The sequence below is a fragment of the Streptomyces asoensis genome, assembly GCF_016860545.1.
Classification (GTDB): domain Bacteria; phylum Actinomycetota; class Actinomycetes; order Streptomycetales; family Streptomycetaceae; genus Streptomyces; species Streptomyces asoensis.
This window is the reverse complement of the sequence record NZ_BNEB01000005.1, coordinates 3,021,506-3,046,159: the sequence shown is the minus strand read 5'-3', so window position 1 is coordinate 3,046,159 and position 24,654 is coordinate 3,021,506. Positions and strand designations below refer to the sequence as shown.

The following is a 24,654-nucleotide window of genomic DNA, read 5'->3' as shown; positions in this document are numbered from 1 at the left end:
GGCTCCGGCCCATGACGGAACGGACCGTGGTGGTGGGAGCAGCCCTGCTCGACGCCGGCCGCCTGCTCGCCGCGCGCCGCAGCGCACCCCCGGCCCTCGCCGGACGCTGGGAACTGCCCGGCGGCAAGGTCGAGGAGGGGGAAGCGCCCGAGGCGGCCCTCGTGCGCGAACTGCGGGAGGAGCTCGGCGTCGACACCGAGACCGTCGAAAGGGTCCCGGGGGAGTGGCCGCTGCGGCCGCCTTACGTCCTCCAGGTGTGGACCGCCCGCCTGTGCCCCGGCTCCGCCGCCCCCGCGCCCCTCCAGGACCACGACGCGCTGCGCTGGCTCGCCCCGGACGAGATCTGGGACGTCGACTGGCTCGACCAGGACGTCCCCGCGGTCCGCGAGGCCCTCACCAGGCTCGCCGCCGAAGCCCCCTGAGCCGGACGCACCCCGCAGCCCCCGTTCGTGTCACCGTGCGTCCCGTCTCGCGGTACTGTCCGCGCAATACCGGGTATGGGCCCATTAACCCCACGAAAACGGACATGGGTGTACTCGCTGGCCCGGGAAGTGATCGGCGTGATCGACACCGACGGTGAGTTCGCCGAGTGGACGTTCCCCGCCGACCCGGGCGCGGTGCGCACCGCCCGCCGTGCCGTCCGCGGCCGCCTGCACGGCTGGGGCCTCGACAGCGTCAGCGACATCGCGGCCCTGCTGGTCAGCGAACTCGTCACCAACGCCCTGCGGCACGCCACGGGCCCCATCGGGGTCCGTCTGGTCCGGCCCGCGGGAGTGAACGGCGTCCTGCTGGTCGAGGTCTCCGACCCGCTGCCCGACCCGCCCCGCGAGCGGGTCGCCCGGCCGGAGGACGAGAGCGGGCGCGGACTGCAACTCGTGGCCTCGTCCGCGCGCCGCTGGGGTACCCGTCCCGGAGGAGCCGGGAAGACGGTCTGGTTCGAACTCGCGGTGCCGGGTTGACAGGCCGTCCGGCGGGGACGATCCGGTGTACAGCGGGGCCGGCGGTGTCGCCCGTTCGGTTCCGGTCGCCGACCGGTCGCGGAAGAGGTGGTTCGATGACGTGTCCGCTGGTTAGAAGACTGGAAGTGTTGTCGCGGCACGGTCCGAAAAACGCCTGGACCGTGCTGTGATCGTGAACACCGTGTCGTGCGGACCCGTAGTGCTGGATACTGCGGGCAGCCGCCGCCGGTGACCGGTGCCGGACGCGGTGAGCTGGAGGGGACGGTTCGCGTGAGCGAGATACCAGCGAAGGCCACGGAGTCCGAGGACCCGTCGGGCGGCGCGAGGGCGAAGGCCGCGAGTGCGCTCGCAGCCGATGCCGCGCACGGGCTCGCCGACGGCCCGGGCGAGTCGGCGACGCACGGTGACGCCATGTGGCAGAGCAGTCCGCCCGGTTCGATCTACGACTACATCCGGGTCGCCTCGTTCTCCATCGGCCCCGACGGTCTCGTCGACCAGTGGAGCCTGCGCGCCGAGCAGATCTTCGGGATCCCCGCCGACCGGGCCGTCGGCATGGACCCCATCGACGCGTTCGTCGACCCCGACCTGCGCGAACGCGGTCAGCGCAAGATGGCCGAGATCCTCGACGGACGGGAGTGGACCGGTGTGGTCCCCTTCCGGATGCCGGACCCGGTACCGGGCGGCGGACGCGGCGAGCAGGGCCTCGCCGAGGTGTACGTCATGCCCACGCGCAGCCTGGACGGCGAGAAGGCCGCGGTGTGCATCGTGGTCGACGTCCGCACGCTCCGTAGCATCGAGACCGACCTCGCGGCCTCGCAGGCAATTTTCGGCCAATCCCCGTTCGGCTTCCTGCTGATCGACCCCGACCTGCGGGTCCGCCGCGCCAACCAGCGGTTCGCGTCCATCTTCGGCGGCAGCCCCGACGACCACCGCGGCAAGGGCGTCCACGACTACCTCCCCCGGTCCGAGGCGGACCGGGTCAGCGCGACCCTGCGCCGGGTCCTCCAGACCGGCGACTCCATCACGGACATGCACGTCACCGGCTTCGTCCCCGGCAGCGACGAACGCCGGCACTGGTCGATCAACCTCTACCGGGTGCACAGCGGAACCGGCCGCCCCATCGGCATCGCCTGGCTGGGTACCGACATCACCGCCCGCCGCGCCGCCGCCCGCGAGGCCGCCGCGGCACGGCGCAATCTCGCCCTGCTGAACGACGCGGGCGCCCGCATAGGGAACTCCCTCGACCTGGAGACGACGGCTCGCGAGCTCCTCGACGTCGTCGTGCCCGGCTTCTGCGATCTGGCCACCGTGGACCTCTACCAGGGCCTGCTGGCCGGCGACGAGACCCCGCCCGGGCTCGCCGACGGCAGCGCCGAACTGCGCAGGGTCGCGTTCTCCTCCGCCGTCTCCGACGCCCCCTTCGCCGGGGCCGGCGCGCCCGTCGCGGTCGGCGCCGTCCACCACTTCCCGTTCAACTCGCCCTGCGCCGACGCCCTGCGCACCGCCCGCCCGCAGACCATCCCCGGCGAGGAGGGCGGCCTCGTGCAGTCCACCCTCGCCGTCCCGATGGTCGCCCACGACACGGTCGTCGGCCTCGCGCAGTTCTCGCGGACGAAGGGCAGCGAGCCGTTCGGCGACCGGGACCGGGACCTGGCCGTGGAGCTGGCGGCGCGCGCCGCCGTCTGTATCGACAACGCGCGCCTGTACCGGCGGGAGCACGAACGGGCCCTGATACTGCAACGGTCGCTGCTGCCGCCCGGCGACCCGGTGGCGTCGGGACTGGACATCGCCTGCCGCTACCTCCCCGGCAACGCCTCCACCGGACGCCCCAGCGAGGTCGGCGGCGACTGGTTCGACGTCATCGAACTCCCCGGCCACCGCACGGCACTGGTGGTGGGCGACGTGATGGGACGCGGCCTGCGGGCGGCGGTCGCCATGGGTGAACTGCGCACCGCGGTCAGGACCCTGGCGCTGCTCGACCTGGAACCGGCCGAGGTCCTCTCCGCCCTGGACGAGATCGCCCGCGGACTCGGCACACCGGGAGGCGTCCAGCAGGCCACCCGGGCCGCCCGCCGCCCCCGCGAGGCCGACCTGTCCGAGGTGTACCTCGCGACGTGCGTCTACGCGGTCTACGACTCGGTGACCCGGCGCTGCACGTTCGCCAACGCCGGGCACCTTCCCCCGGTGCTCGTCGAACCGGGCGAACCGGCGCTGATGCTCGACGTGCCGCCGGGCATGCCGCTCGGCGTCGGCGGCGAGCCCTTCGAAGAGGTGGAGGTCGACCTCCCCGAGGGTGCCCTGCTGGCGCTCTACACGGACGGACTGGTCGAATCGCGCGACCACCCGCTGGACGAGGGCCTCAACGCGTTCGTAGGAGCGCTCACCGACCCCTCGGCCCCCCTGGAGGACGTCTGCGACCACGTCCTCAACACGCTCGACTCGCACCACGGCGAGGACGACATCGCGCTGCTGATGGCGCGGGTGCAGGGCCTGCCCGCCGACTCGGTCGGCGACTGGACCCTGCCGCGCGAGCCGCGCAGCGTGGGCCGGGCGAGGGAGTACGCCCGCGGCCAGTTGCTCTCCTGGGACCTCGAACCCCTCGTCGACACCACGGAGTTGCTGGTCAGCGAGCTGGTCACCAACGCGCTGCGGTACGGCGAGGGCGAGATCAGGCTCCGGCTGCTCCTCGACCGCACGCTGGTGTGCGAGGTCTGGGACGCGGGGCTCGTCCAGCCGCGCCGCCGCCGTGCCCGGGACACCGACGAGGGCGGCCGGGGCCTCCAGCTCGTGGGCCTGCTGTCGGCCGCCTGGGGCTCGCGCCGCACCCCGCGCGGGAAGACGGTCTGGTTCGAACTGCCCCTGCCGGACGGCGACACCGCCCTGGCGGACCCGGCGGAGGCCCTGCTGAGCCTGTTCTGAGCGGACGGCGGGGCCGCCGCCAGGGGCCGAGGGCGCTCAGGCGCCAGGGGCTGTCGGGGCCGCGGCGGGGCGGGCCGTGCCCGCGAAGCCAGCGGGTGTGCCGTTGCCGGGGTCGTCGGCCGGGACGATGCCGCCGAGCACGGCCCCGCCGGTACCGGCCGTGCCCTGCGCGCCGTCCGCCGCCGGGTACGGGTTCCCGTGGGCCCGTGCGTCGCGCTCGGCCAGCTCCCGGGCCTCCAGGGCGAGTACCTCGGCGGGCTCCCGGTCCGCCGGGTCGCCCGTCGCGAGGAGGCGCTGCGCCTCCGCCAGCCGGGTGCGCGCGGTGGCGCCGACCACGCCCCGGTGCGTGGCGGTGAAGTCCTCCGCGGCGCCGACGGCGGAGCGGGCGGTGATCAGGGCGGCGGCCGGCAGCACCCCGGACCGGCCCGGGGCGACCGCAGAGGTCGCCCGCACGATCCGGCGCAGCACGTCGACCGGGTCCCAGGGCCGCCCGCCGGTCAGCTCCTGGCGCACCGACCCGAGCACGGCGTCGGCGTGCGCCAGTGCCGCCGTGCGGTCGGGCGGCGCCCCGGGGCGCGTCGTCTCCGGCGGTGCGCCGGGACGCGGGGACGCCTGCCCTCTGACACGGGCCAGTTCCGCCTCGGCGCCGGTGAGCGCCGCCGGCACGGTCCGCTCGGCCGACCGCAGCTCCGCGGCCAGCCGGTCGACGCCCTCGACGAACACGGCCGCCTGGGCGACGGCCCCCTCGGCCGCGCGCAGATGCCGGGCCGCCCGTTCCGGCCGCCCCGCATCGGCCGACTGACGGGCCTGGTTGAGCCGCATCGTGGCGAACAGCAGCCGGTCCTTGGCCTGTTCGACGCTGCCGACGACGCAGGCGGTGGCGGTCGGCGCGTACCGCCGCGCGAGCCCGGCGAGGACGGCGTCGGCGGCGCCCGTACGCCCGGTCAGTTCCCGGAACCGGCTCTCGGCGGCCGCCAACGCGTCGTCCGCTCCCCGGTCCAGTCCGCGCAGCCGCCCGAACTCACCGGCCACCGCGTCCAGTCGTCGTACGGCCTCCTCGCAGCGCCCCACGATGCCGGCGAGCGCGTGTCCCCGGGCCTCCTCCCCGGCCGGGACCCCCTCGTCGTAGCGCTGCCGCATGCGGAACGCGGCGGCGAGTTCGGCCGCCGCCTCGTCGACCGTCCGGCGGAAGGGTTCCAGCGCCTCCGCCGTGCACAGCGGCCCGGCGAAGGCGAGTTCGGTGCGGGCCGCCCGGACCCGGTCGTCCGCCTCCACCAGGACCGCACCCGCCTGCTCGTCGGGGCCGCCGGGAGCCGCCGGCGGGGAGGAGGACGGCGACGGTGACGACGGACGTGACGGTGACGACGTCGGCGCGGGTGTGCCGCCGGTCCCGCCGGGGGTCGTCCGGGTGCGGGCCCGCCGGACGCGTCGTACGTACCCGTACCCGGCGGCCGCGCCCGCCGCGCCGACCGCCACGAGCGGCAGCACCAGATCGACGGTGGACCTCCCGTCGTCCGCGGTCGCGGCGGCGCTCGCGCCGGGCGTCGGGTTCTTGATCGCAACCGGATCGTCGTCACCGGACGTCATCCCGGGCAACACCAGCCACACGACCCCGATCGCCCCGCCCAGTACGGCATGCGCCACCCGCACGGATATGTGCGACGCCGCACGCCGCGGCCGGCCCCGGAGCATGGAAGAGGTCACATTTGGGAGCGTATGGCCGCGATCACGGGGACGCGACCGGGATGCACCCCAGCCGGGGACGGTGGGACGCGACGACACGCCAGGGGGAAACCGCGATGAACGACTCACAGCACGGCCCGGACCCGCACGAGCCGCGACTTCGGCCGCAGCCGAGGCCGACGGAGCCGACGGAGCCGACGACGACGGCCCCGGCCTCGGTAACCGCCCCGGCCTCCGTACCCGCCCCGGCGTCCGTACCCGCCCCGGCGTCCGAACCCGCGCCCGGTTTTGCAGCCGGAGGCTCCGCGGACGAGGGGTCCGAGGCCGGGGAGGGCGGCGCGGGCGCGGGCGGGCGGGGCTCGCGTCGGCGGTGGGGGCGGGTGGTGCGGCGGGGGGTGCTCGTGGTCGTGCTGCTCGTGCTCGTACCGGTGCTCGCCGTTCAGGCCGCCCTGCGGGTGAACTACCTCGGCGATCCGGCCGACGGCACGTACACCCGCGGCAAGGACGCCATCTGGCTGGGCCACGCCTGGGTCGACGGCCGCAAGACCGACGCCGACGTCCGGGACCTGGCCGGGCGTCTGGAGGACACCGGCATCCGGGACCTGTACGTCCACGCCGGTCCCCTGGAGCACGACGGCACGCTCCCCCCGTCCGCCTACTCCGGCGCGCGGGAGTTCATAGCCGCCGTCCACCGGGAGGCGCCGGAGCTGCGCGTCCAGGCCTGGCTCGGCGACGTCCTCGCGACCGAGAGCCCGGACGGCATGCGGCTGGAGCGGGCCGGGACCCGTGCCGCGGTCGTGCGGTCCACCCGCGAGATCCTCGACGCCGGTTTCCAGGGCGCCCACTTCGACCTCGAACCCCTGCACTCGGGCGACGGCGACTACCTCACCCTCCTGGACTCCCTGCGGGCCGTCACCCGTGCGCGCGGCGCCCAGCTCTCGGTCGCGGCCCATCAGATCGACCCGCTGCCCGGCTTCCACTCCTTCTGGGGCACGACCGCCGGCCACCCCAAGTGGTGGTCGCAGAGGTTCTTCGGCCAGGTCGCCCGCCGCGTCGACCAGATCGCCGTGATGTCGTACGACACGATGCAGCCGTTGGAGAGCACCTACGGCGGCTACGTCGCGCAGCAGACCTCGCTCGCCCTGGAGGTCACCCCGGACTCCACCGACCTGCTGATGGGCCTGCCCTTCTACCACGAGAACAGGTTCGGGCACTGGAATCACGCGGAGACCGTCGAGGCGGCCGTCCGGGGCGTCCGGCTGGGCCTGTCGCGCACCGACGCCGACCGGCGCAACTTCGGCGTCGCCGCGTACGTGGACTTCGCGGCCACCGAGCAGGACTGGACGTCGTACGAGCGCGGCTGGGTCCGGTAGGACCGGTGGGTCACGACCCCTTGCGGGGCGGGGAGTTGCTGGGATCATGAGCGCATGTACTGGCTACTCGTGGGCACGGGCGCCGTCTGTGTGACGGTCATGGGAGCGCTGGGCCTCGCGGGCGTCACCCGCGGGTGGGTGCCGTCGCTCGGCCGCGGCACGGTGCTGCGGCCGAGACTGTGGGGCGCCGGCGCCCTGATGAGCGCAGCGGGCCTCGGCTCGTTCATGTTCCTGGGCCCGCTGGCCTCCGGCGGCCTCGACGTGAACTTCTACGTCCCGCTCGTCGGAATGGCCGTGAACTTCGCCGGGCTGGGCCTCCAGACGCTCGCCCGGCGGCCCGGCCGGACGCCCGGACCGCCGCCGGCGTCTACGACGACCGTCGCCTGATCTTCGATCCCAGCCACACCAGGGGGTCGTACTTGCGGTCGACCGCCCGCTCCTTCAGCGGGATCAGGGCGTTGTCCGTGATCTTGATGCCTTCGGGGCAGACCTCCGTGCAGCACTTGGTGATGTTGCAGTAGCCGAGGCCGTGTTCGTCCTGGGCCGTGCGCGAGCGGTCCAGGCCGCTCTCCCCGGCGGCGTCGAGGGGGTGCATGTCCAGTTCGGCGATGCGCATGAGGAAGCGGGGGCCCGCGAACGCCGTCTTGTTCTCCTCGTGGTCACGGACGACATGGCAGGTGTCCTGGCACAGGAAGCACTCGATGCACTTGCGGAACTCCTGCGACCGGTCCACGTCCTCCTGGAACATCCGGTACTCACCGGGCCCGACGCCCTCGGGCGGCACGAACGCCGGAACCTCGCGCGCCTTGCGGTAGTTGAAGCCGACGTCCGTGACGAGATCGCGGATCACCGGGAAGGCGCGCAGGGGCGTGACGGTGATCGTCTCCTCGCGGCCGAACACCGACATCCGGGTCATGCACATCAGCCGCGGCCGCCCGTTGATCTCGGCGGAGCACGAACCGCACTTGCCCGCCTTGCAGTTCCAGCGCACGGCGAGGTCGGGCGCCTGGGTGGCCTGGAGCCGGTGGATGATGTCCAGCACCACCTCGCCGTCGTTGACCTCGACCTCGAAGTCCTTCAGGCCGCCGCCCTCGACGTCGCCCCGCCAGACCCGGAAGCGGGCCTCGTAGCTGCTCACTCGTACAGCTCCTCTTCGGTGAGGTACTTGACCAGCTCCTCCTTCTCGAAGAGGGCGAGCAGGTCGGGGCGGATGGGTTCGGTGGTCTCGCGGGTGAGGGAGATCCGGCCGGGGACGGGGTCCGTGGTCGCCGGGTCGCCGACGGGGCCGGCCGGTGCGCACAGCAGGTTGATGTTGCGCCAGGCCCGGTCCATCGTCGGGTGGTCCTCACGGGTGTGGCCGCCGCGTGACTCGGTGCGCTCCAGGGCGGCGCGGGCCACGCACTCGCTGACCAGCAGCATGTTCCGCAGGTCGAGCGCGAGGTGCCAGCCGGGGTTGAACTGCCGGTGCCCCTCGACCCCGGCCCGCCAGGCCCGTACGCGCAGTTCGGCCAGCTTCTCCAGGGCGTGTTCCATCTCGCCCTGGCGGCGGATGATGCCGACCAGGTCGTTCATGGTCTGCTGGAGTTCCTGGTGGAGGGTGTACGGGTTCTCGGGCGGCCGGCCGTCCGGGGCGTCGGCGCCCTCCGCGGAGAACGGCCGCAGGGCCTCGGCGGCCGCCGCGTCGATCTGCTCGTCGTCCACCACGGGCCGCCGGCCGGCCAGGTCCGCCGTGTGGCGTGCCGCGTGCAGTCCGGCCCGGCGGCCGAACACCAGCAGGTCGGAGAGGGAGTTGCCGCCCAGCCGGTTGGAGCCGTGCATGCCGCCGGCCACCTCGCCGGCCGCGAAGAGCCCGGGCACCCCGCGGGCGGCGGCGGTGTCGGAGTCGACCGCGATGCCGCCCATCACGTAGTGGCAGGTCGGTCCGACCTCCATGGCCTCCGCGGTGATGTCGACGTCGGCCAGCTCCTTGAACTGGTGGTACATGGACGGCAGCCGGCGCTTGATGACCTCGGCGGGCATCCGCGTCGACACGTCGAGGAAGACCCCGCCGTGCGGGGACCCGCGGCCCGCCTTGACCTCCGAGTTGATCGCGCGGGCCACCTCGTCGCGCGGGAGCAGTTCCGGGGGGCGCCGGTTGTGGTCCGGGTCCTCGTACCAGCGGTCGCCCTCCTCCTCCGACTCGGCGTACTTCTCCTTGAAGACGTCGGGGACGTAGTCGAACATGAAGCGCCTGCCGTCGGAGTTCCTCAGCACCCCGCCGTCGCCCCGGACGGACTCGGTGACGAGGATGCCCTTCACGGAGGGCGGCCAGACCATGCCGGTCGGGTGGAACTGCACGAACTCCATGTTGAGCAGCGGGGCCCCGGCCAGCAGGGCCAGCGCGTGGCCGTCCCCCGTGTACTCCCAGGAGTTCGACGTCACCTTGAAGGACTTGCCGATGCCGCCCGTCGCGATGACCACGGAGGGCGCCTCCAGGACGAAGAAGCGGCCGGTCTCGCGCTCGTAGGCGAAGACACCGCTCACCCTCCCCGGGCCTTCGGCCGGGGGGACCCCCCTCCCGCCCCGCTCGCCGTCCTTGAGGACCCGGGTGACCGTGCACTCCTGGAAGACCTTCAGCCGGGACTCGTGGTCGCCGGTCTCGCGGTGGTCCTCCTGCTGGAGCGAGACGATCTTCTGCTGGAGCGTGCGGATCAGCTCCAGGCCGGTGCGGTCGCCGACGTGCGCGAGCCGCGGGTACTCGTGGCCGCCGAAGTTGCGCTGGGAGATCCGGCCGTCCGCGGTGCGGTCGAAGAGGGCGCCCCAGGTCTCCAGCTCCCACACCCGGTCGGGGGCCTCCCTGGCGTGCAGTTCGGCCATCCGCCACTGGTTGAGGAACTTGCCGCCGCGCAGGGTGTCGCGGAAGTGGACCTGCCAGCTGTCGTGCTCGTTGGCGTTGGCCATGGCCGCAGCGATGCCGCCCTCGGCCATCACCGTGTGCGCCTTGCCGAACAGCGACTTGCAGATGACGGCGGTGCGGGCGCCGCGTTCGCGGGCCTCGATGGCGGCACGCAGCCCGGCGCCTCCCGCGCCCACCACGACGACGTCCCACTCCTGGCGGTCGACCACGGACATCAGCAGGCCTCACTCATCGGGGTCGGCGGCATCTAGAAGAACCTCGGGTCGTCGAAGACACCGGACGCGACCAGGTAGACGTAGAAGTCGGCGAGCGCGACGCTCACCAGCGACGCCCACGCCAGCAGCATGTGGTGGGCGTTCAGCCTCCCCACGAACCGCCAGGCCCGGTAGCGCACGGGGTGCCTGGAGAAGTGCTTCAGCTGGCCGCCGACGATGTGCCGGCAGGAGTGGCAGGAGATCGTGTAGGCCCAGATCAGAACGACGTTGAGCAGGAAGACCAGGGTGCCCAGACCCATGTGGCCCCACGCGTAGTGCTCGTCGCGGAAGGTGAGCACGGCGTCGTACGTCAGGACCCCGGCGACGAGGATCGCCGCGTAGAAGAAGTACCGGTGGATGTTCTGGAGGATCAGCGGGAAGCGGGTCTCCCCGCTGTACCGGCGGTGCGGCTCGGCCACCGCGCAGGCGGGCGGGGACGCCCAGAAGCCGCGGTAGTACGCCTTGCGGTAGTAGTAGCAGGTCAGCCGGAAGCCCAGCGGGAAGACCAGGATGAGGACCGCGGGGGAGAGCCCCCACCAGCCGCCGAACACCTCCCAGTTGGGGCCCGCCCGCATGGTCCGGCAGTTCTCCGCCAGACACGGGGAGTAGAACGGGGAGACGTACGGCGCCGCGTAGTAGTGCGCGTTCGCGAAGGCCCGCCAGGTCGAGTAGACGACGAACAGCAGCAGGCCCGCGGTGGTGGCGGCGGGCGCCAGCCACCAGCGGTCGGTGCGCAGATGAGGAGCGGCGATCGCGGCGCGCTCGGGGCCGCGCACGCCGCTCGGAGGACGGTGGTCGGTGGGTGAGGGTTCCGTACCAGTGGCCAACTCAGGACTCCGGTCGGGTCAGGGGGCGTGCCGGCCCCGGGCGCCGAGTCCCTCGTCGTCCGTGTCGATCCACAGGGAGTCGTCGTACGGGGTGTCGGGGATCGTGACGAGTTCGGGCCCGCGGGAGGAGCCGGGGTGGGAGACGGCCGCGCGCAGCAGGGCGAGGCTCTCCCTCAGGTGCTCGGCGTCGGTGCGGACCCGGCGCATCTCCAGGCCCGAGCTGCCGAGCTGCTGCTCCAGGCGGCCGACGGACCGGGCGAGGTCGTCGAGGCAGCGCTGGGCGGTGGTCAGGTCGTCGTGCACGGACATGAGAAGACCTCGCTTCCGTGTGGGCCGGGCCCTGGACGGCAACGTTCATGCGCCTGCGAGTGTTGCGCGCCACACCGGCTGATGTGAAGGCGTGTGCAGCGATTCGGCGGGTGCGTTGCTCCGCACGAGTGGCCTTGGCGGGCCCCGCCGCCGTGTCGTCCGCGGCAGGCGAACCCTTTCCTCTTCAGTGAGCAATAGATCTGATCAACTCCAAAATACCGCCAAACGTGATCAAAGCGTTCCTGGTTCGGCGCATGCGCGTCCGGGTTTCCGGGGTGTTCGGGGTCATCGGCGGCAGCGGCTCACCGGAGGTACCAGAGATGTCCCACGACGGCGTCGGCCCGCGCGCGGTCATGCGCTCGGTCGCCTTCCTCACCGCGGGCGCGCTCGCGGTACCCCTGCTGTCCGGCTGCGGCTCGGCCGACGAGGCCGGCAAGCCCCTGGCCCGCCAGGACATCGCGCCGGCCGGCCGCGCCCGGGTCGCCGAGGGCGGCACGCTGCGCTGGGCCGTGGACACGGTGCCGGAGACCTTCAACACCTTCCAGGCGGACGCCGACGCCACCACCACCCGGGTCGCCCAGGCCGTCCTGCCCGCCATGTACCGGCTCGACGCGGCCGGGCGGCCGCAGCGCGACGCCGACTACCTGGAGTCCGCGAAGGTCGTCGACACCGAGCCCAGGCAGGTCGTGCTGTACAAGCTGAACCAGCAGGCCGTCTGGAGCGACGGGCGGGAGATCGGCGCCGCGGACTTCGCCGCCCAGTGGCGCGCCCTCGCCGGCAAAGACAGCGCCTACTGGACCGCCCGCAACGCCGGCTACGACCGCATCGAGAAGATCGAGCGCGGGTCGAACGACCTGGAGGTCCGGGTCACCTTCAAGCGGACCTACGCCGACTGGCGGTCGCTGTTCTCCCCGCTGTACCCGAAGGACGTCATGGGCACGCCCGACGCGTTCAACGACGGTGCGCGCCGCAAGCTGAAGGTCACGGCCGGCCCGTTCGCGCTGAAGAAGGTGGACCGCAAGCAGGACGAGGTCCGGCTGACCCGCAACGCGCGCTGGTGGGGCCACCCGGCCAAGCTCTCCGAGATCGTGCTGACGGCCGTCCCGCGGGACGAGCGGGCCTCCGCGCTGGCCGAGGGGAAGATCGACCTGGCCGAGATCGACCCGGCGGCCGCCCAGCGCGTCGACGGCGCCGCGCACGGCACGGCCGGGCCGCTCGCCGGTCCCGGTTCGGGGCGGACGGCCGCCAAGACGCTGCGCGCGTGGGCCCTCGCCCACGGCGCCCAGGAGGACACGGACGACGAGAGCGACGACGAGGCCGGGTCCGGCGCCGGTCTGCGCAAGGCGATGGCCAAGTGGGAGACGCAGCAGAAGGCGCTGCGCTCCTTCGAGGTGCGCAGGTCGCTGGAGCCCGCCTACACCCAGCTGGCGCTGAACGGCGCGGACGGGGCGCTGGCGGACGAGCGGGTGCGGCGGGCCGTCGCCCGGGCGCTGGACCGCAGGGAACTGGCCAAGGTGGTGCTGAAGCCGCTGGGGCTGCCCGCGGAGCCGGTCGGCAGCCACCTGGCCCTGGCCGGACAGGACGCGTACGCCGACAGCAGCGGGGCGCTGGGCGGCCAGGACACCGCCGAGGCGCAGGCCCTGCTCGCCGACGCGGGATGGGTGCCCGGGGGCCCGGTCACGAAGCAGGAGAAGGGCGAGAAGGCCGCCGGGTCGAAGGGCAAGAAGGCCGGCAAGGACGACGACTCCGCGGACGGCGACGGCACCTACGTCGTCGGCGAGGACGACAAGGCGCGGGCCGGGACGGAGCGCGGGGCCGGGCGGGCCGCCGAGGGCGAGAGCGCGCGCAGGAGCGGCGAGGGCGGCAAGCAGCTCGCCCAGGAGGGACAGCAGTACAAGCAGGTCCACCAGGGCGGCGCGCCCGGGGCCTACGCCCCGAAGGGCACCGCCGCGCCGAAGGGCACCCCCTCCCCGCAGGGCACGCCAGGCCCGGAGGGCACCGCGGCACCGGCCGGTGTGGCCCCGGCCAAGGCGCTGGCCAAGGACGGCAAGGCGCTCAGCCTGCGGTTCGTGCTGCCGTCCGGTCCGGGGTCGGAGCCCCTGGCGGCGGTCGCCGGGCGGATCACCAGGATGCTGGCGAAGGTCGGCATCGGCACGGAGATCACCAAGGTCTCGGACGAGAGCTACTTCAAGGACCACATCGCCTCCGGCCAGTACGACCTCGCGCTCTACTCCTGGCCCGCGTCCGCCTTCCCCGCCACCGACGCCCGGCCGATCTACGCCAAGCCGGTGCCGGCCGCCGACGGTTCGCTGAGCGTCGAACAGAACTACACGAGGGTCGGCACCGACCAGGTCGATCACCTGTTCGAGCAAGCGGTCTCCACCCTGGATCAGGAGGAGCAGCGGTCCCTGATCCGCAAGGCGGACTCCCGGATCTGGGCGGCTGCCGGATCGATTCCTCTCTATCAGCGCCCGCAGCTCACGGCGGTGCGCAAGACCGTGGTCAACGCCGGTGCCTTCGGTTTCCAGACGCCGGTGTACGAGGACATGGGCTTCCTGAAGAAGGGCGCGAAGGCCTCCGCGAGCCCCTCCGGGAAGTAGGCGCGGGGTGTGCGGAAAGTGAGCGTGGTGGCCCTGCGGAGGCCGTCCCCCGCCGGGCCACGTACCATGGGGTGAGGCCGTGGCGTGTCAAGCCCGGCAGGGCCCGCGTAACACAGACGTACGCAGCAGGGTCGCCCTCACACTCCGGGAGAACGCCGCTTTATGGCCACGCGCCACGACATCCGCAACGTAGCCATCGTCGCCCACGTCGACCACGGCAAGACGACTCTGGTCGACGCCATGCTCAAGCAGGCCGGCGCCTTCGCCGCGCACGCCGCCGAGTCGCTCGACGACCGCATGATGGACTCGAACGACCTGGAGCGTGAGAAGGGCATCACGATCCTCGCCAAGAACACGGCGGTGAAGTACCACCCCAAGGACGGGGGGGACGTCGTCACGATCAACATCATCGACACCCCCGGCCACGCCGACTTCGGCGGTGAGGTCGAGCGCGGCCTGTCGATGGTGGACGCCGTCGTGCTGCTGGTGGACGCCTCCGAGGGTCCGCTGCCGCAGACCCGCTTCGTGCTGCGCAAGGCGTTGCAGGCCCGCCTGCCCGTCATCCTGTGCATCAACAAGACGGACCGCCCCGACTCGCGCATCGACGAGGTCGTCAACGAGGCCTACGACCTCTTCCTCGACCTCGACGCCGACGAGGACCAGATCGAGTTCCCGATCGTCTACGCCTGCGCGCGTGACGGCGTCGCCTCGCTGACCAAGCCGGAGGACGGCACGGTCCCGAAGGACAGCGACAACCTGGAGCCGTTCTTCTCCACGATCCTGTCGCACGTCCCGGCCCCCGAGTACGACGAGGAGGCCCCGCTCCAGGCGCACGTCACCAACCTGGACGCCGACAACTTCCTCGGCCGTATCGCGCTGCTCCGCGTCGAACAGGGCGAGCTGCGCAAGGGCCAGACCGTCACGTGGATCAAGCGCGACGGCACCCTGTCCAACGTGCGCATCACCGAGCTGCTGATGACCGAGGCGCTCACCCGCAAGCCCGCCGAGAAGGCCGGCCCGGGCGACATCTGCGCGGTCGCCGGCATCCCGGAGATCATGATCGGCGAGACCCTCGCCGACCCCGAGAACCCGATCGCGCTGCCGCTCATCACGGTGGACGAGCCGGCCATCTCGATGACCATCGGTACGAACACCTCGCCGCTGGTCGGCCGTGGCGGCACCGGCAAGGGCGCCGACAACAAGGCCGCGGTCAAGGACCGCAAGGTCACCGCCCGCCAGGTCAAGGACCGCCTCGACCGCGAGCTGGTCGGTAACGTCTCGCTGCGCGTGCTGGACACCGAGCGTCCCGACGCCTGGGAGGTGCAGGGCCGCGGTGAGCTGGCGCTGGCCATCCTGGTCGAGCAGATGCGCCGTGAGGGCTTCGAGCTGACCATCGGCAAGCCGCAGGTCGTCACGAAGGACGTCGACGGCAAGGTCTACGAGCCCGTCGAGCGCATGACCATCGACGTGCCCGAGGAGCACATGGGCGCCGTCACGCAGCTCATGGGTGTCCGCAAGGGCCGCATGGACAACATGTCCAACCACGGTTCCGGCTGGGTCCGCATGGAGTTCGTCGTTCCCTCCCGCGGCCTCATCGGCTTCCGTACCGAGTTCCTGACCGGTACGCGCGGCACCGGTATCGCCCACTCCATCCACGAGGGCCACGAGCCGTGGTTCGGCACGCTGACGACCCGTAACAACGGCTCGCTGGTCGCCGACCGCTCCGGTGCCGTCACCGCGTTCGCGATGACGAACCTCCAGGAGCGCGGTGTGCTGTTCACCGACCCCGGCACCGAGGTGTACGAGGGCATGATCGTCGGCGAGAACTCGCGCTCCGACGACATGGACGTGAACATCACCAAGGAGAAGAAGCTCACGAACATGCGGTCGTCCTCGGCCGACTCGTTCGAGGCGATCGTGCCGCCGCGCAAGCTGTCACTCGAGCAGTCGCTGGAGTTCTGCCGCGACGACGAGTGCGTCGAGGTGACCCCGGAGGCGGTTCGCATCCGCAAGGTCGTGCTCGACCAGCGCGACCGCGCCCGCACCGCGAGCCGCGCCAAGCACGGCTGACAGCGCGTCAGTACCCGCTGAGCGGCGGGTGATCCGCCGCCGCAGCACACTCCGGAGCCCGGGTGTCCCCGTCATGGGGGCGCCCGGGCTTTTCGCAACCCGTTTTCCGGGGCGCCGCCGGTGAAGAGTGTCCGTAATGCGGAGATCCTCGCCCGATAGCCATGTAACAAGTCCGTTTCGCGCCCTTCTCGAGCCAGAGGCTTTGTCCGGATTTTGGAAGATCTACGCGTCAGCTGTGACTGAATTGAGATTTAAAGACGGTGGTCGGCACTTGGCGCATGCCAGATAGTTAGCCGCGTAACGCTCGGGTCAATGGGTCTCGCGCTGTGGGGACAGCGCCGACTCGCGAGCACCAGGGGGTGCCTGATCCTCCGTCAGGGGTGGCGGAGGCCGGGCGAGCGCCCTCTCCTGTTGGTGAACACGTGGAGTCACAAGGAGGATCCCCATGCCACTGAAGCGGCCCAAGCGGTCCCTCGCCGGTCTGCCCGCTCCCGCCCGCGGCGACTGTCACTGACCATCCGGGCCGCCGACCGCGGCCGTCCGGCTACGCGCGTCCGGCTGCGCCTCTTTCGCGCTCCGCGTCCGGCGCGTTCCGGCATCCCTTCATGAACCGACCGGCGACCGCGCCCACTTCGCGCCCGCCGCCGGCTCGGCACACCCACATCCGTGAAGCGAGATGGGCGATCTGTGACAAGTCCTACCGACATCGAGGGCGGCGGTACGTCGGTCGTGGTCGACGGCGACCAGGAGCCGGCGGCGGTACCCGAGGCCAGGACTCCCGTGGGCCGTTCCCCCGGTCGGCTCATGTGGCTCCGCTTCAAGCGGGACCGCACGGGCGTGATCTCGGCCTACGTGGTGCTGTTCTTCTTCCTGATCGGCGTTCTCGCCCCCCTGATCGCGAAGCTCTACGGCAAGAACCCGTACACCGTGTTCGCGGACGAACGGCCGGAGCTGTTCGACAGCGCCGGGGTTCCGGTGCAGCCCAACGGCGGGATCAGCGGCGAGTTCTGGTTCGGCCTCGAACCCGGCAACGGCTACGACGTCTTCACCAAACTGCTCTACGGCATCCGCAACTCGCTCGGCATCTCGCTGGCGGTCACCTTCGCCACCGTGCTGACCGGCATCGTCCTCGGGGTCGCGGCGGGCTACCTCGGCGGCCGTACGGACTTCCTGATCAGCCGGGTGATCGACTTCCTGCTCGCCATCCCGGCCCAGCTGTTCTTCATCGCGAGCATGCCGGTCGTGGTCTCCCTGTTCGTCAGCCCGCGCGACGAGACACCCGTCTACGTCCGGGTCGTCGCGCTGATCTCGGTGCAGTGGTTCCTCGGCTGGATGAGCCTCGGCCGCATCCTGCGCGGCACCAGTCTCGCCCTGCGGGAGCGGGAGTTCATCGAGGCGGCCAAGGTGAGCGGGGCACCGCCGGGCCGCATCATCCGCCGGGAGATCCTGCCCAACGTGGTCACGCCGATCCTGGTGCAGGCCACCTACATGCTGCCCAACTTCGTGACCGCCGAGGCCGGTCTGTCCTTCCTGGGCGTGGGGCTCGTCGAACCGACGCCGGACTGGGGCCAGATGTTCTCCAAGGCGGCGACGGAACTCGTGATGCAGAACGACATCACCTACATGTTCTTCCCCGGCGTCTCGATGATCATCTTCATCGTGGCCTTCAACCTGCTCGGGGACTCGGTCAGGGACGCCTTCGACCCCAAGACGGCGCGCTGACCCGCACATCACCTCTTTCGGATCTTTCGGACACACGGCTTTTCGTACTCACGGTTCGTGAACGCACACGGTGCTGGACTCACAGATGGGTGGGAAACGAGTGATGGGTAAGGGTGGACGCCGCGCGTACGCCGCTCTCTCGCTGGTCGCCGCGGGAGCGCTCGTGCTCTCCGGTTGCAGCGAGGGCGGCAGCAAGGAAGGCGACAGCAAGGACGACAAGGAGAACGCCCAACGGCAGCAGTCCTCCATCGACTTCGGGGACGTGAAGGCGTCGACCGGCCCGGCCGCCGAGGTCCCCGGAGCCAAACCCGGAGGCGCGGTCACGGTTCTCCAGAGAGACAGCTACGCGCACCTCGACCCCGCACAGATCTACGTCTCCGACGAGATGGCCCTGTCGCAGCTCATCCACCGGGGACTGACCGGCTACAAGCCGACCAGTGAGGACGGCAAGAAGCACGAGATCGTCGGCGACCTGGCGACCGACAGCGGGACCACCACCGACGGCGGCAAGACCTGGAAGTACACGCTGAAGGACGGGGTCAAGTGGGCCGACGGCTCCACGATCACGGCCACCGACGTGCGCCACACCTTCGAGCGGCTGTTCGCGCCGTTCGTCGCCAACGGCCCGACCTACATCCAGCAGTGGCTCGCCGACACGCCGGGCACCGAGTACCGCAGCCTGCTCAAGGGCGGCCCCTACGGCGGGCAGCATCTGCCGGACAGCGTCCTGGAGACGCCGGACGCGAAAACGGTCGTCTTCAAGTTCAAGAAGCCGAGGCCCGACCTGCCGTACGCGCTGGCCATGGCCGGCTACTCGCTCGTCTCGCAGAAGAAGGACACCAAGGAGAAGTACGACAAGGCCCCGATGACCGCGGGCCCGTACAAGATCCAGGACTTCAAGTCCGGCAAGACGATGGTCCTGGTGAAGAACACCGCGTGGGACCCGAAGACCGACCCGATCCGGCACCAGTACGTCGACCGGTTCTCCATCGCCTTCAACAAGCAGTACGAGGACTCCACCAAGGCCATCCTCGACGACTCCGGGGCCAACGCCACCGCGGTGAGCTTCAACAACGAGGTCGACGCGGGCAACCTGTCCAAGATCCTCGCCGACTCGGCGCTGAAGTCCCGTACCGTCTCGGGCTACCAGCCGTACGTGGGGCAGATCGACATCAACCTGTCGCAGAAGGAGATGCAGGACAAGACGGTCCGCGAGGCCATCGCCTACGCCCTGCCGATCACCCCGTTCGTGCGCGCCTACGGCGGCACCGCGGCCCGCGAGGTCGCCGGCGGTCTGATCAGCCCGACCGTCTCCGGCTACAACCCGGCCTTCGACCCGTTCGGCAAGAAGAAGAAGCCCGCCGGTGACCCGGCCAAGGCCAAGGAACTCCTGGAGAAGGCCGGCAAGACGGGCCTGAAGCTCACCTTCGGCTACATCAACACCCCCGAGGGCCAGCAGTACTCCACCGCCATGGCGGCCGGTCTGGAGAAGGCCGGCTTCGACGTGCAGCGCCAGGAGATCCCGGCCGAGACCTACTACGACCAGGTCGGCAAGGTCAGCAACAACTTCGACATCTACCACACCGCGTGGGGCGCCGACTGGCCGAGCGCCTCGACCGTCGTCCCGCCGCTGTACGACGGACGCCAGATCCAGGACGGCGCCGCGAACTACTCGCACATCAACGACCCGAAGGTCAACGCCGACATCGACAAGGCCGGCACCATCACCGACCCGATCAAGGCCGCGGAGGCCTGGAACAAGATCAACGAGTACATCGTGAAGGACGTCGTCTCCAACATCCCGACGGCGTACTACAAGCAGACCCAGATCGCCGGTTCGAAGATCGGCGGCCTCGTGTACGACGACGTCATCGGCGGCGTCGACCCGCGCAGGCTGTTCGTGAAGTAGCCCCTTCCCGAGCACGGCGCCCGGTGCGTCCCGTCCCGCTCGCGCGACGGGACGCACCGGCCCGCACGGCCCTTCGAGCCGGTCCGACGGGCCGGCCCCACGAGCCCGAAAGCTGCCATTGAGATGCTGCGCTTCCTCCTCCGCCGGACCCTCGGCTCGCTGGTCATCCTGGTGCTGCTGACCGTCGTCGCCTTCCTGCTCTTCTTCGGCATGCCCCGGGACCCGGCGCTGCTGATGTGCGGCAAGACGTGCACACCCGACGCGCTGGCGAACATCCACCGCACCCTCGGCATCGACAAGTCGGTCCCCGAACAGTTCTGGATCTTCCTGCACGGGCTGGTCGCGGGCCGGGACGACTTCGCCCAGGGACCCTGCCCGGCCCCCTGTTTCGGCTACTCGTACCACACCAACGAGCAGGTGTGGTCGACCCTGATGGACCGGCTGCCGCTCACCGTCTCCCTCGCGCTCGGCGCCACCGTCGTCTTCCTCTTCGTCGGACTCGGCACCGGCATGCTGGCCGCGTGGCGGCGCGGCACCCTCGTCGACAAGTCCTTCACCGCGGGCTCCATGGTGCTCAGCTCGATGCAGATCTACTTCCTCGGACCGCTCGCCCTCGCCGTGCTGGTGTACCAGACCCACCTCTTCGACGAGCCCCGCTACACCGAACTCACCGCCGACCCCGTCGCCTGGTTCTCCGGGCTGATGATCCCCTGGGTCGTGCTGTCGACGATCTTCGCCGCGCAGTACACCCGTATGGCGCGCTCGTCGATGATCGAACAGCTCCAGGAGGAACACATCCGCACCGCGCGCGCCAAGGGGATGAGCCGGCGCTACGTCTTCTTCCGCTACGCCTGGCGCGGCTCCCTGATCCCGATCGTCACCATCCTGGGCATCGACCTCTCCTCGCTGCTCGGCGGCGCGATCATCACCGAGTACACCTTCGGACTGCCCGGACTCGGGCATCTCGCCGTGGAGTCCGTGCAGTTCAGCGATCTGCCGCTGCTGCTGGGCGTGATGCTCTTCGCGGCCGCGGTGATCCTGCTGTGCAACATCGTCGTCGACGCCTGCTACGCCTTCATCGACCCGCGCGTACGGCTGTCCTAGGCCGTGACCCGGACCTGTCCCCAGGAGCTTTTGTCGTGACCACTGTGACCAAGGAGGCCGGGGCGCCCGTCCCGGCCGGCGCGGGCGCGTTCCTCTCGGTGCGGGACCTGCACGTCAGCTTCAGCACGGAGGACGGCGTCGTCCGGGCCGTCGACGGGCTCTCCTTCGACCTCGAACGCGGCCGCACCCTCGGCATCGTCGGCGAGTCGGGGTCCGGGAAGTCCGTCACCAACCTCACCGTCCTCGGCCTGCACAACCCGATGTTCACCACCGTCGAGGGCGAGATCCTGCTGGAGGGCCAGGAACTGACCACGGCCCGGGAAGCGGAACTGGAGAAGCTGCGCGGCAACAAGGTCGCGATGATCTTCCAGGACCCGCTGACCGCGCTCTCCCCGTACTACACCGTCGGCCGGCAGATCGCCGAGCCGTACATGAAGCACCGCGGCGCCTCGCGGAAGGCCGCCTGGGAGCGCACGGTGGAGATGCTCGGCAAGGTCGGCATCCCCAACCCCCGGGAACGGGCCAAGGACTACCCCCACCAGTTCTCCGGCGGCATGCGCCAGCGGGCGATGATCGCGATGGCGCTGGTCTGCGACCCCGACCTGCTGATCGCCGACGAGCCGACCACCGCGCTGGACGTGACCGTCCAGGCACAGATCCTCGACCTGCTCAAGGACCTCCAGCGGGAGTTCGGCACCGGGATCATCTTCATCACGCACGACCTCGGGGTCATCGCCGACATGGCCGACGACATCATGGTGATGTACGCGGGCGGCGCGGTCGAGCGCGGGACGACGGAGCAGGTGCTGCGCTCACCGAGCCATCCGTACACCTGGGGCCTGCTGAACTCGATGCCCCGGCTCGACTCCGACCTGGGCACCCCGCTCGCCCCCATCCCCGGAACCCCGCCCTCGCTGCTGAGCCCGCCGTCCGGCTGCCGGTTCCACCCCCGGTGCGCCTTCCGGGAGCGGGTCGCCGGCGACCGCTGCGTCACCGAACGCCCCCGGACGGCCCCGGACCGCGCCTCCGCCTGCCATCTCACGGCGGAGCAGAAGCGGACCGTCTTCCTGGAGGAGATCAGGCCCCGGCTGGGGTAGGGGCGGGCCAGGAGGAGAAACCGACGTGACGAAGGCCAGGAGGAGCACGTGGCAGGCCAGGAGGAGCACGTGAAGAACGAAGAATCCGTCCTTCCCGCACCGCGCGGGGCGGGGGCCGACGCCGAGGGGGATCCGCTCCTCGTGGTGGCGGGGCTCACCAAGCACTTCCCCGTCAAGGGCGGCTTCCCGATCCGGCGTACGGTCGGCCAGGTCCAGGCCGTGGACGGCATCGACCTGAGCGTGCGGGCCGGCGAGAGCTTCGGTCTGGTGGGGGAGTCGGGGTGCGGCAAGTCCACCACCGGCCGGCTCATCACCCGGCTGCTGGAACCCACCGCCGGGACGATCACCTACCGGGGGCAGGACATCTCGCACGCCTCGCGCAGGCAGCTGGCGCCGATCCGCTCCGAGATCCAGATGATCTTCCAGGACCCGTACTCCTCCCTGAATCCCCGGCAGACCGTCGGCCGGATCATCTCCGGTCCGATGGAGGTCAACGGCATCGAGCCCGAGGGCGGCCGGGAGAAGCGGGTGCGCGAGCTGCTGGAGATCGTGGGTCTCAACCCGGAGCACTACAACCGCTTCCCGCACGAGTTCTCCGGCGGCCAGCGGCAACGGATCGGTGTGGCGCGGGCGCTGGCGCTGGAGCCCAAGCTGATCGTGGCCGACGAGCCGGTGTCCGCGCTGGACGTGTCGATCCAGGCGCAGGTGGTCAACCTGCTCCAGCAGGTGCGGCAGGAACTCGGCATCGCCTTCCTGTTCATCGCCCACGACCTGGCCGTCGTCCGGCACTTCTCGCAGCGGGTCGCGGTCATGTACCTCGGGAAGATCATCGAGGTGGGCGACCGTGACTCCATCTACACCCGGCCCCGGCACCCGTACACCCACGCGCTGCTCTCCGCGGTGCCCGAGGTGAACGTGGGCGACGGGGAGACGGCCGCCCGGGAGCGGATCCGGCTCGCCGGTGACGTCCCGTCGCCGATCGCCCCGCCGTCCGGCTGCCGGTTCCGGACCCGGTGCTGGAAGGCGCAGGACAGGTGCGCGGCCGAGGAGCCGCCGTTGGTGCGGATCTCCGGGAATCACGCGGGCCATCTGACGGCCTGCCATTTTCCGGAGGAGCCGACGATCGAGGCGCGTGAGGAGGACATCGTGCTGGATCCTGCGTTGGCGGCGCTGGAGGAGGGGGGCTCCGCCGGTTAGGGGGGTGTGCGGGTTTGTGTTGAGGTTCGGTGCGCGGTTCCTCGCGCCCCTGGGTGGGGTGGGCACGCCCGGGTTCGGGGGTGCGGGTGGGTGGGGGCTGATCGCGCAGTTCCCCGCGCCCCTGAAGGGGGGCACGGTCTCTTGCGCCCCTAGAAGGCGGGGGTGGCCACTGTGATGATTTCCGGGCTGGTGGGGGCCAGGGGGGTGCGGTCCCAGTTTCCGTACTGGCGGTCGACGCGGAGTCCCGCCTCCGTCAGGAAGGCCGTCAGGTGGGCCGGAGTCAGGAAGCGGAGGGTGGCGCGGCTGGTGTGACGATGGGGCCAGTCGGCGCAGTCGAAGGTCTCGGTGAACGTGACCCGGTCGCCGCGGGGGCGGTCCTCGACCTCGTGCCAGATCCGTACGGCCCGGCCCTCGGCGTCGTCGACCTCGCGGACCCGGTCCGGAGTCCACTCCTGCCAGGGCCGCGCGGCCGGGTTGCGGGTCTCGAACACGAACCGTCCGCCGTCGCCCAGCGCCGACCGCACGGCCCGCAGCGCGGCGCGCAGTTCGTCGTCGCCCAGCAGCACCTGGAAGGCGTGTCCCGTCATCACGACGAGATCGAACTCGCCCTGCCACAGCCGGGCGTGCAGATCTCCCAGCAGCCACTCCACGCCGGGCGCCCGGTGCCGGGCCTGGACGAGCATCGCGGCCGCCGGGTCGAGACCGGTGAGCCGCCCCGGATGGCCGTCCGCACGGGCCCGGGCGAGGAGGCGGCCGGTGCCGCAGCCGACGTCGAGGACGGAGCCGGCGGATGCCACCAGGTCCAGGTAGAAGTCGTCGTCCGGCCCCCACGGATTGATGCTGTCGTACAGCGCGGCGAGTGTCAGATCCGCGAACGAATGATCGACCACCGCGGCAGTCTGACACACCCCGCAGCGGCACAGGACAAGATCCACAACATCCGTAATCCCCTCGACAGGCGTCCGGCGGCCGGACATCCTCGTCCGCGATGACGAGAATCGACGACATGCCCTCCGCCTGGGACGAACGCACCCAGCTCACCACCTTCCTCGACTACGCCCGGGACACCGCCCGCGCCAAGTGCGAGGACCTCTCCGACGAGGACGCCCGCAAGGCGCCCCTGCCCGCTTCGCCGCTGATGACCATGAGCGGCCTGGTGAACCACCTGCGCTGGGTCGAGTACTACTGGTTCCGGGTCGTGTTCCTCGGCGAGGAGGACGAGGGGCCGTGGACCGACGAGGACCCCGACCGCGAAATGCGCATCGCCGTCGACCTCCCGCTCGCGCAGGTGCTCGACGAGTACGCCGCGGAGGCGGTGCGCCACCGTGAACTGGTCGCCGGCCACGACCTCGGCGCCCGGGCGCAGCGGGCGGCGGGCGACGGCCGTCATGTCGACCTGCGCTGGATCCTTCTGCACCTGATCGAGGAGACGGCCCGGCACAACGGCCACCTCGACATCCTGCGCGAACTGATCGACGGCCGCACCGGCGTCTGACGGCGCCGCCGCGCGGTGAAAGACCGGTGAAAGAATCCGGAAAGACGGCCCGGAGAGACTGCGGGTGCGGGGCGGGCCGACGACGGGGGACACGCGGCGCCCGCCCCGCTCCGCACCCGCGAGGCGGGCCGCGGTGCCCGGCCCGGAGCCGGTGCCGGGCAGGGCCGGGGGCGCCGGCGCCGGCGCTCGCGCGCGGTCGCGGAGTTGGCCGGATCACGACGTCCGGGCGCCGGGGCGTTC

At 71.5% G+C, this 24,654-nt stretch carries 19 protein-coding genes; 13 read left to right on the top strand and 6 right to left on the bottom strand.

The features are described 5' to 3' along the window. Nucleotides 1-11 precede the first annotated feature (11 nt). From Saso_RS35950 to Saso_RS35940, 3 genes are all read left to right on the top strand, one after another. A complete protein-coding gene (locus Saso_RS35950; protein ID WP_189920143.1) occupies nucleotides 12-422 on the top strand; it encodes a (deoxy)nucleoside triphosphate pyrophosphohydrolase in 411 nt (136 codons plus the stop codon). Nucleotides 423-530: 108 nt separating this feature from the next. Next, a complete protein-coding gene (locus Saso_RS35945) occupies nucleotides 531-959 on the top strand; it encodes an ATP-binding protein (protein ID WP_189920141.1) in 429 nt (142 codons plus the stop codon). A gap of 270 nt (nucleotides 960-1,229) precedes the next feature. Next, nucleotides 1,230-3,878 carry a SpoIIE family protein phosphatase gene (locus Saso_RS35940; RefSeq protein WP_189920139.1) on the top strand — a complete coding sequence of 883 codons (2,649 nt, stop codon included), beginning with the start codon at nucleotides 1,230-1,232 and terminating at the stop codon, nucleotides 3,876-3,878. A gap of 36 nt (nucleotides 3,879-3,914) precedes the next feature. On the opposite strand, the gene Saso_RS35935 is transcribed toward Saso_RS35940, so the two are convergent. Beyond that, nucleotides 3,915-5,582: a hypothetical protein gene (locus Saso_RS35935; protein ID WP_229901176.1), complete on the bottom strand. Its 1,668-nt coding sequence runs from the start codon at nucleotides 5,580-5,582 to the stop codon at nucleotides 3,915-3,917. A 95-nt stretch (nucleotides 5,583-5,677) separates the two neighbouring features. Between Saso_RS35935 and Saso_RS35930 the strand changes: the two genes are divergently transcribed. Both Saso_RS35930 and Saso_RS35925 read left to right on the top strand, forming a co-directional pair. Continuing rightward, nucleotides 5,678-6,934, top strand: a complete 1,257-nt coding sequence (locus Saso_RS35930; protein WP_189920137.1) for a glycoside hydrolase family 18 protein — start codon at nucleotides 5,678-5,680, stop codon at nucleotides 6,932-6,934. A 54-nt stretch (nucleotides 6,935-6,988) separates the two neighbouring features. Further along, nucleotides 6,989-7,321, top strand: coding sequence for a hypothetical protein (locus tag Saso_RS35925; RefSeq protein WP_189920135.1), 333 nt, complete (start codon nucleotides 6,989-6,991; stop codon nucleotides 7,319-7,321). Here the strand turns inward: Saso_RS35925 and Saso_RS35920 are convergent. Genes Saso_RS35920 through Saso_RS35905 form a run of 4 tightly spaced genes read right to left on the bottom strand, consistent with a single transcriptional unit; the run spans nucleotide 7,302 to nucleotide 11,220 of the window. Beyond that, nucleotides 7,302-8,072 carry a succinate dehydrogenase/fumarate reductase iron-sulfur subunit gene (locus Saso_RS35920; protein ID WP_189920134.1) on the bottom strand — a complete coding sequence of 257 codons (771 nt, stop codon included), beginning with the start codon at nucleotides 8,070-8,072 and terminating at the stop codon, nucleotides 7,302-7,304. The two genes, Saso_RS35925 and Saso_RS35920, sit on opposite strands and share 20 nt — an antisense overlap. After that, nucleotides 8,069-10,045 (bottom strand): fumarate reductase/succinate dehydrogenase flavoprotein subunit, encoded by a 1,977-nt coding sequence (locus Saso_RS35915; RefSeq protein WP_189920132.1) that lies wholly within the window; start codon nucleotides 10,043-10,045, stop codon nucleotides 8,069-8,071. Before Saso_RS35915 ends, Saso_RS35920 begins: the two co-directional genes overlap by 4 nt. A 32-nt stretch (nucleotides 10,046-10,077) precedes the next feature. Continuing rightward, the gene (locus tag Saso_RS35910) at nucleotides 10,078-10,911 is read right to left on the bottom strand and encodes a hypothetical protein (RefSeq protein WP_189920130.1); all 834 of its coding nucleotides are present in this window, start codon (nucleotides 10,909-10,911) and stop codon (nucleotides 10,078-10,080) included. Between the two features lie 18 nt (nucleotides 10,912-10,929). Then, entirely contained in the window at nucleotides 10,930-11,220 is a 291-nt protein-coding gene (locus Saso_RS35905; protein WP_189920128.1) for a hypothetical protein, read from the bottom strand. A 320-nt stretch (nucleotides 11,221-11,540) separates the two neighbouring features. Between Saso_RS35905 and Saso_RS35900 the strand changes: the two genes are divergently transcribed. The 7 genes from Saso_RS35900 to Saso_RS35870 all read left to right on the top strand — a co-directional run bounded on the left by Saso_RS35900 (nucleotide 11,541) and on the right by Saso_RS35870 (nucleotide 22,919). Further along, entirely contained in the window at nucleotides 11,541-13,820 is a 2,280-nt protein-coding gene (locus Saso_RS35900) for an ABC transporter family substrate-binding protein (RefSeq protein ID WP_189920126.1), read from the top strand. Between the two features lie 162 nt (nucleotides 13,821-13,982). Continuing rightward, the gene (gene typA / locus Saso_RS35895) at nucleotides 13,983-15,890 is read left to right on the top strand and encodes a translational GTPase TypA (RefSeq protein ID WP_189920124.1); all 1,908 of its coding nucleotides are present in this window, start codon (nucleotides 13,983-13,985) and stop codon (nucleotides 15,888-15,890) included. A 687-nt stretch (nucleotides 15,891-16,577) separates the two neighbouring features. After that, a complete protein-coding gene (locus Saso_RS35890) occupies nucleotides 16,578-17,612 on the top strand; it encodes an ABC transporter permease (RefSeq protein WP_189920122.1) in 1,035 nt (344 codons plus the stop codon). 103 nt (nucleotides 17,613-17,715) lie between these two features. Further along, a complete protein-coding gene (locus Saso_RS35885) occupies nucleotides 17,716-19,521 on the top strand; it encodes an ABC transporter substrate-binding protein (RefSeq protein WP_189920120.1) in 1,806 nt (601 codons plus the stop codon). 123 nt (nucleotides 19,522-19,644) lie between these two features. After that, nucleotides 19,645-20,625: an ABC transporter permease gene (locus Saso_RS35880; RefSeq protein WP_189920118.1), complete on the top strand. Its 981-nt coding sequence runs from the start codon at nucleotides 19,645-19,647 to the stop codon at nucleotides 20,623-20,625. 35 nt (nucleotides 20,626-20,660) lie between these two features. Beyond that, nucleotides 20,661-21,722: an ABC transporter ATP-binding protein gene (locus Saso_RS35875; protein WP_189920115.1), complete on the top strand. Its 1,062-nt coding sequence runs from the start codon at nucleotides 20,661-20,663 to the stop codon at nucleotides 21,720-21,722. A 69-nt stretch (nucleotides 21,723-21,791) separates the two neighbouring features. After that, nucleotides 21,792-22,919, top strand: a complete 1,128-nt coding sequence (locus Saso_RS35870) for an ABC transporter ATP-binding protein (RefSeq protein WP_189920113.1) — start codon at nucleotides 21,792-21,794, stop codon at nucleotides 22,917-22,919. Nucleotides 22,920-23,068: 149 nt separating this feature from the next. Here Saso_RS35870 and Saso_RS35865 read toward each other — a convergent pair whose 3' ends face one another. Continuing rightward, on the bottom strand, nucleotides 23,069-23,809 hold the full coding sequence (locus Saso_RS35865) for a class I SAM-dependent methyltransferase (RefSeq protein WP_189920111.1): 741 nt from the start codon (nucleotides 23,807-23,809) through the stop codon (nucleotides 23,069-23,071). Nucleotides 23,810-23,907: 98 nt separating this feature from the next. On the opposite strand from Saso_RS35865, the gene Saso_RS35860 reads away from it, so the two are divergent. Continuing rightward, nucleotides 23,908-24,414, top strand: a complete 507-nt coding sequence (locus Saso_RS35860; RefSeq protein ID WP_189920109.1) for a DinB family protein — start codon at nucleotides 23,908-23,910, stop codon at nucleotides 24,412-24,414. Nucleotides 24,415-24,654: the final 240 nt, after the last annotated feature.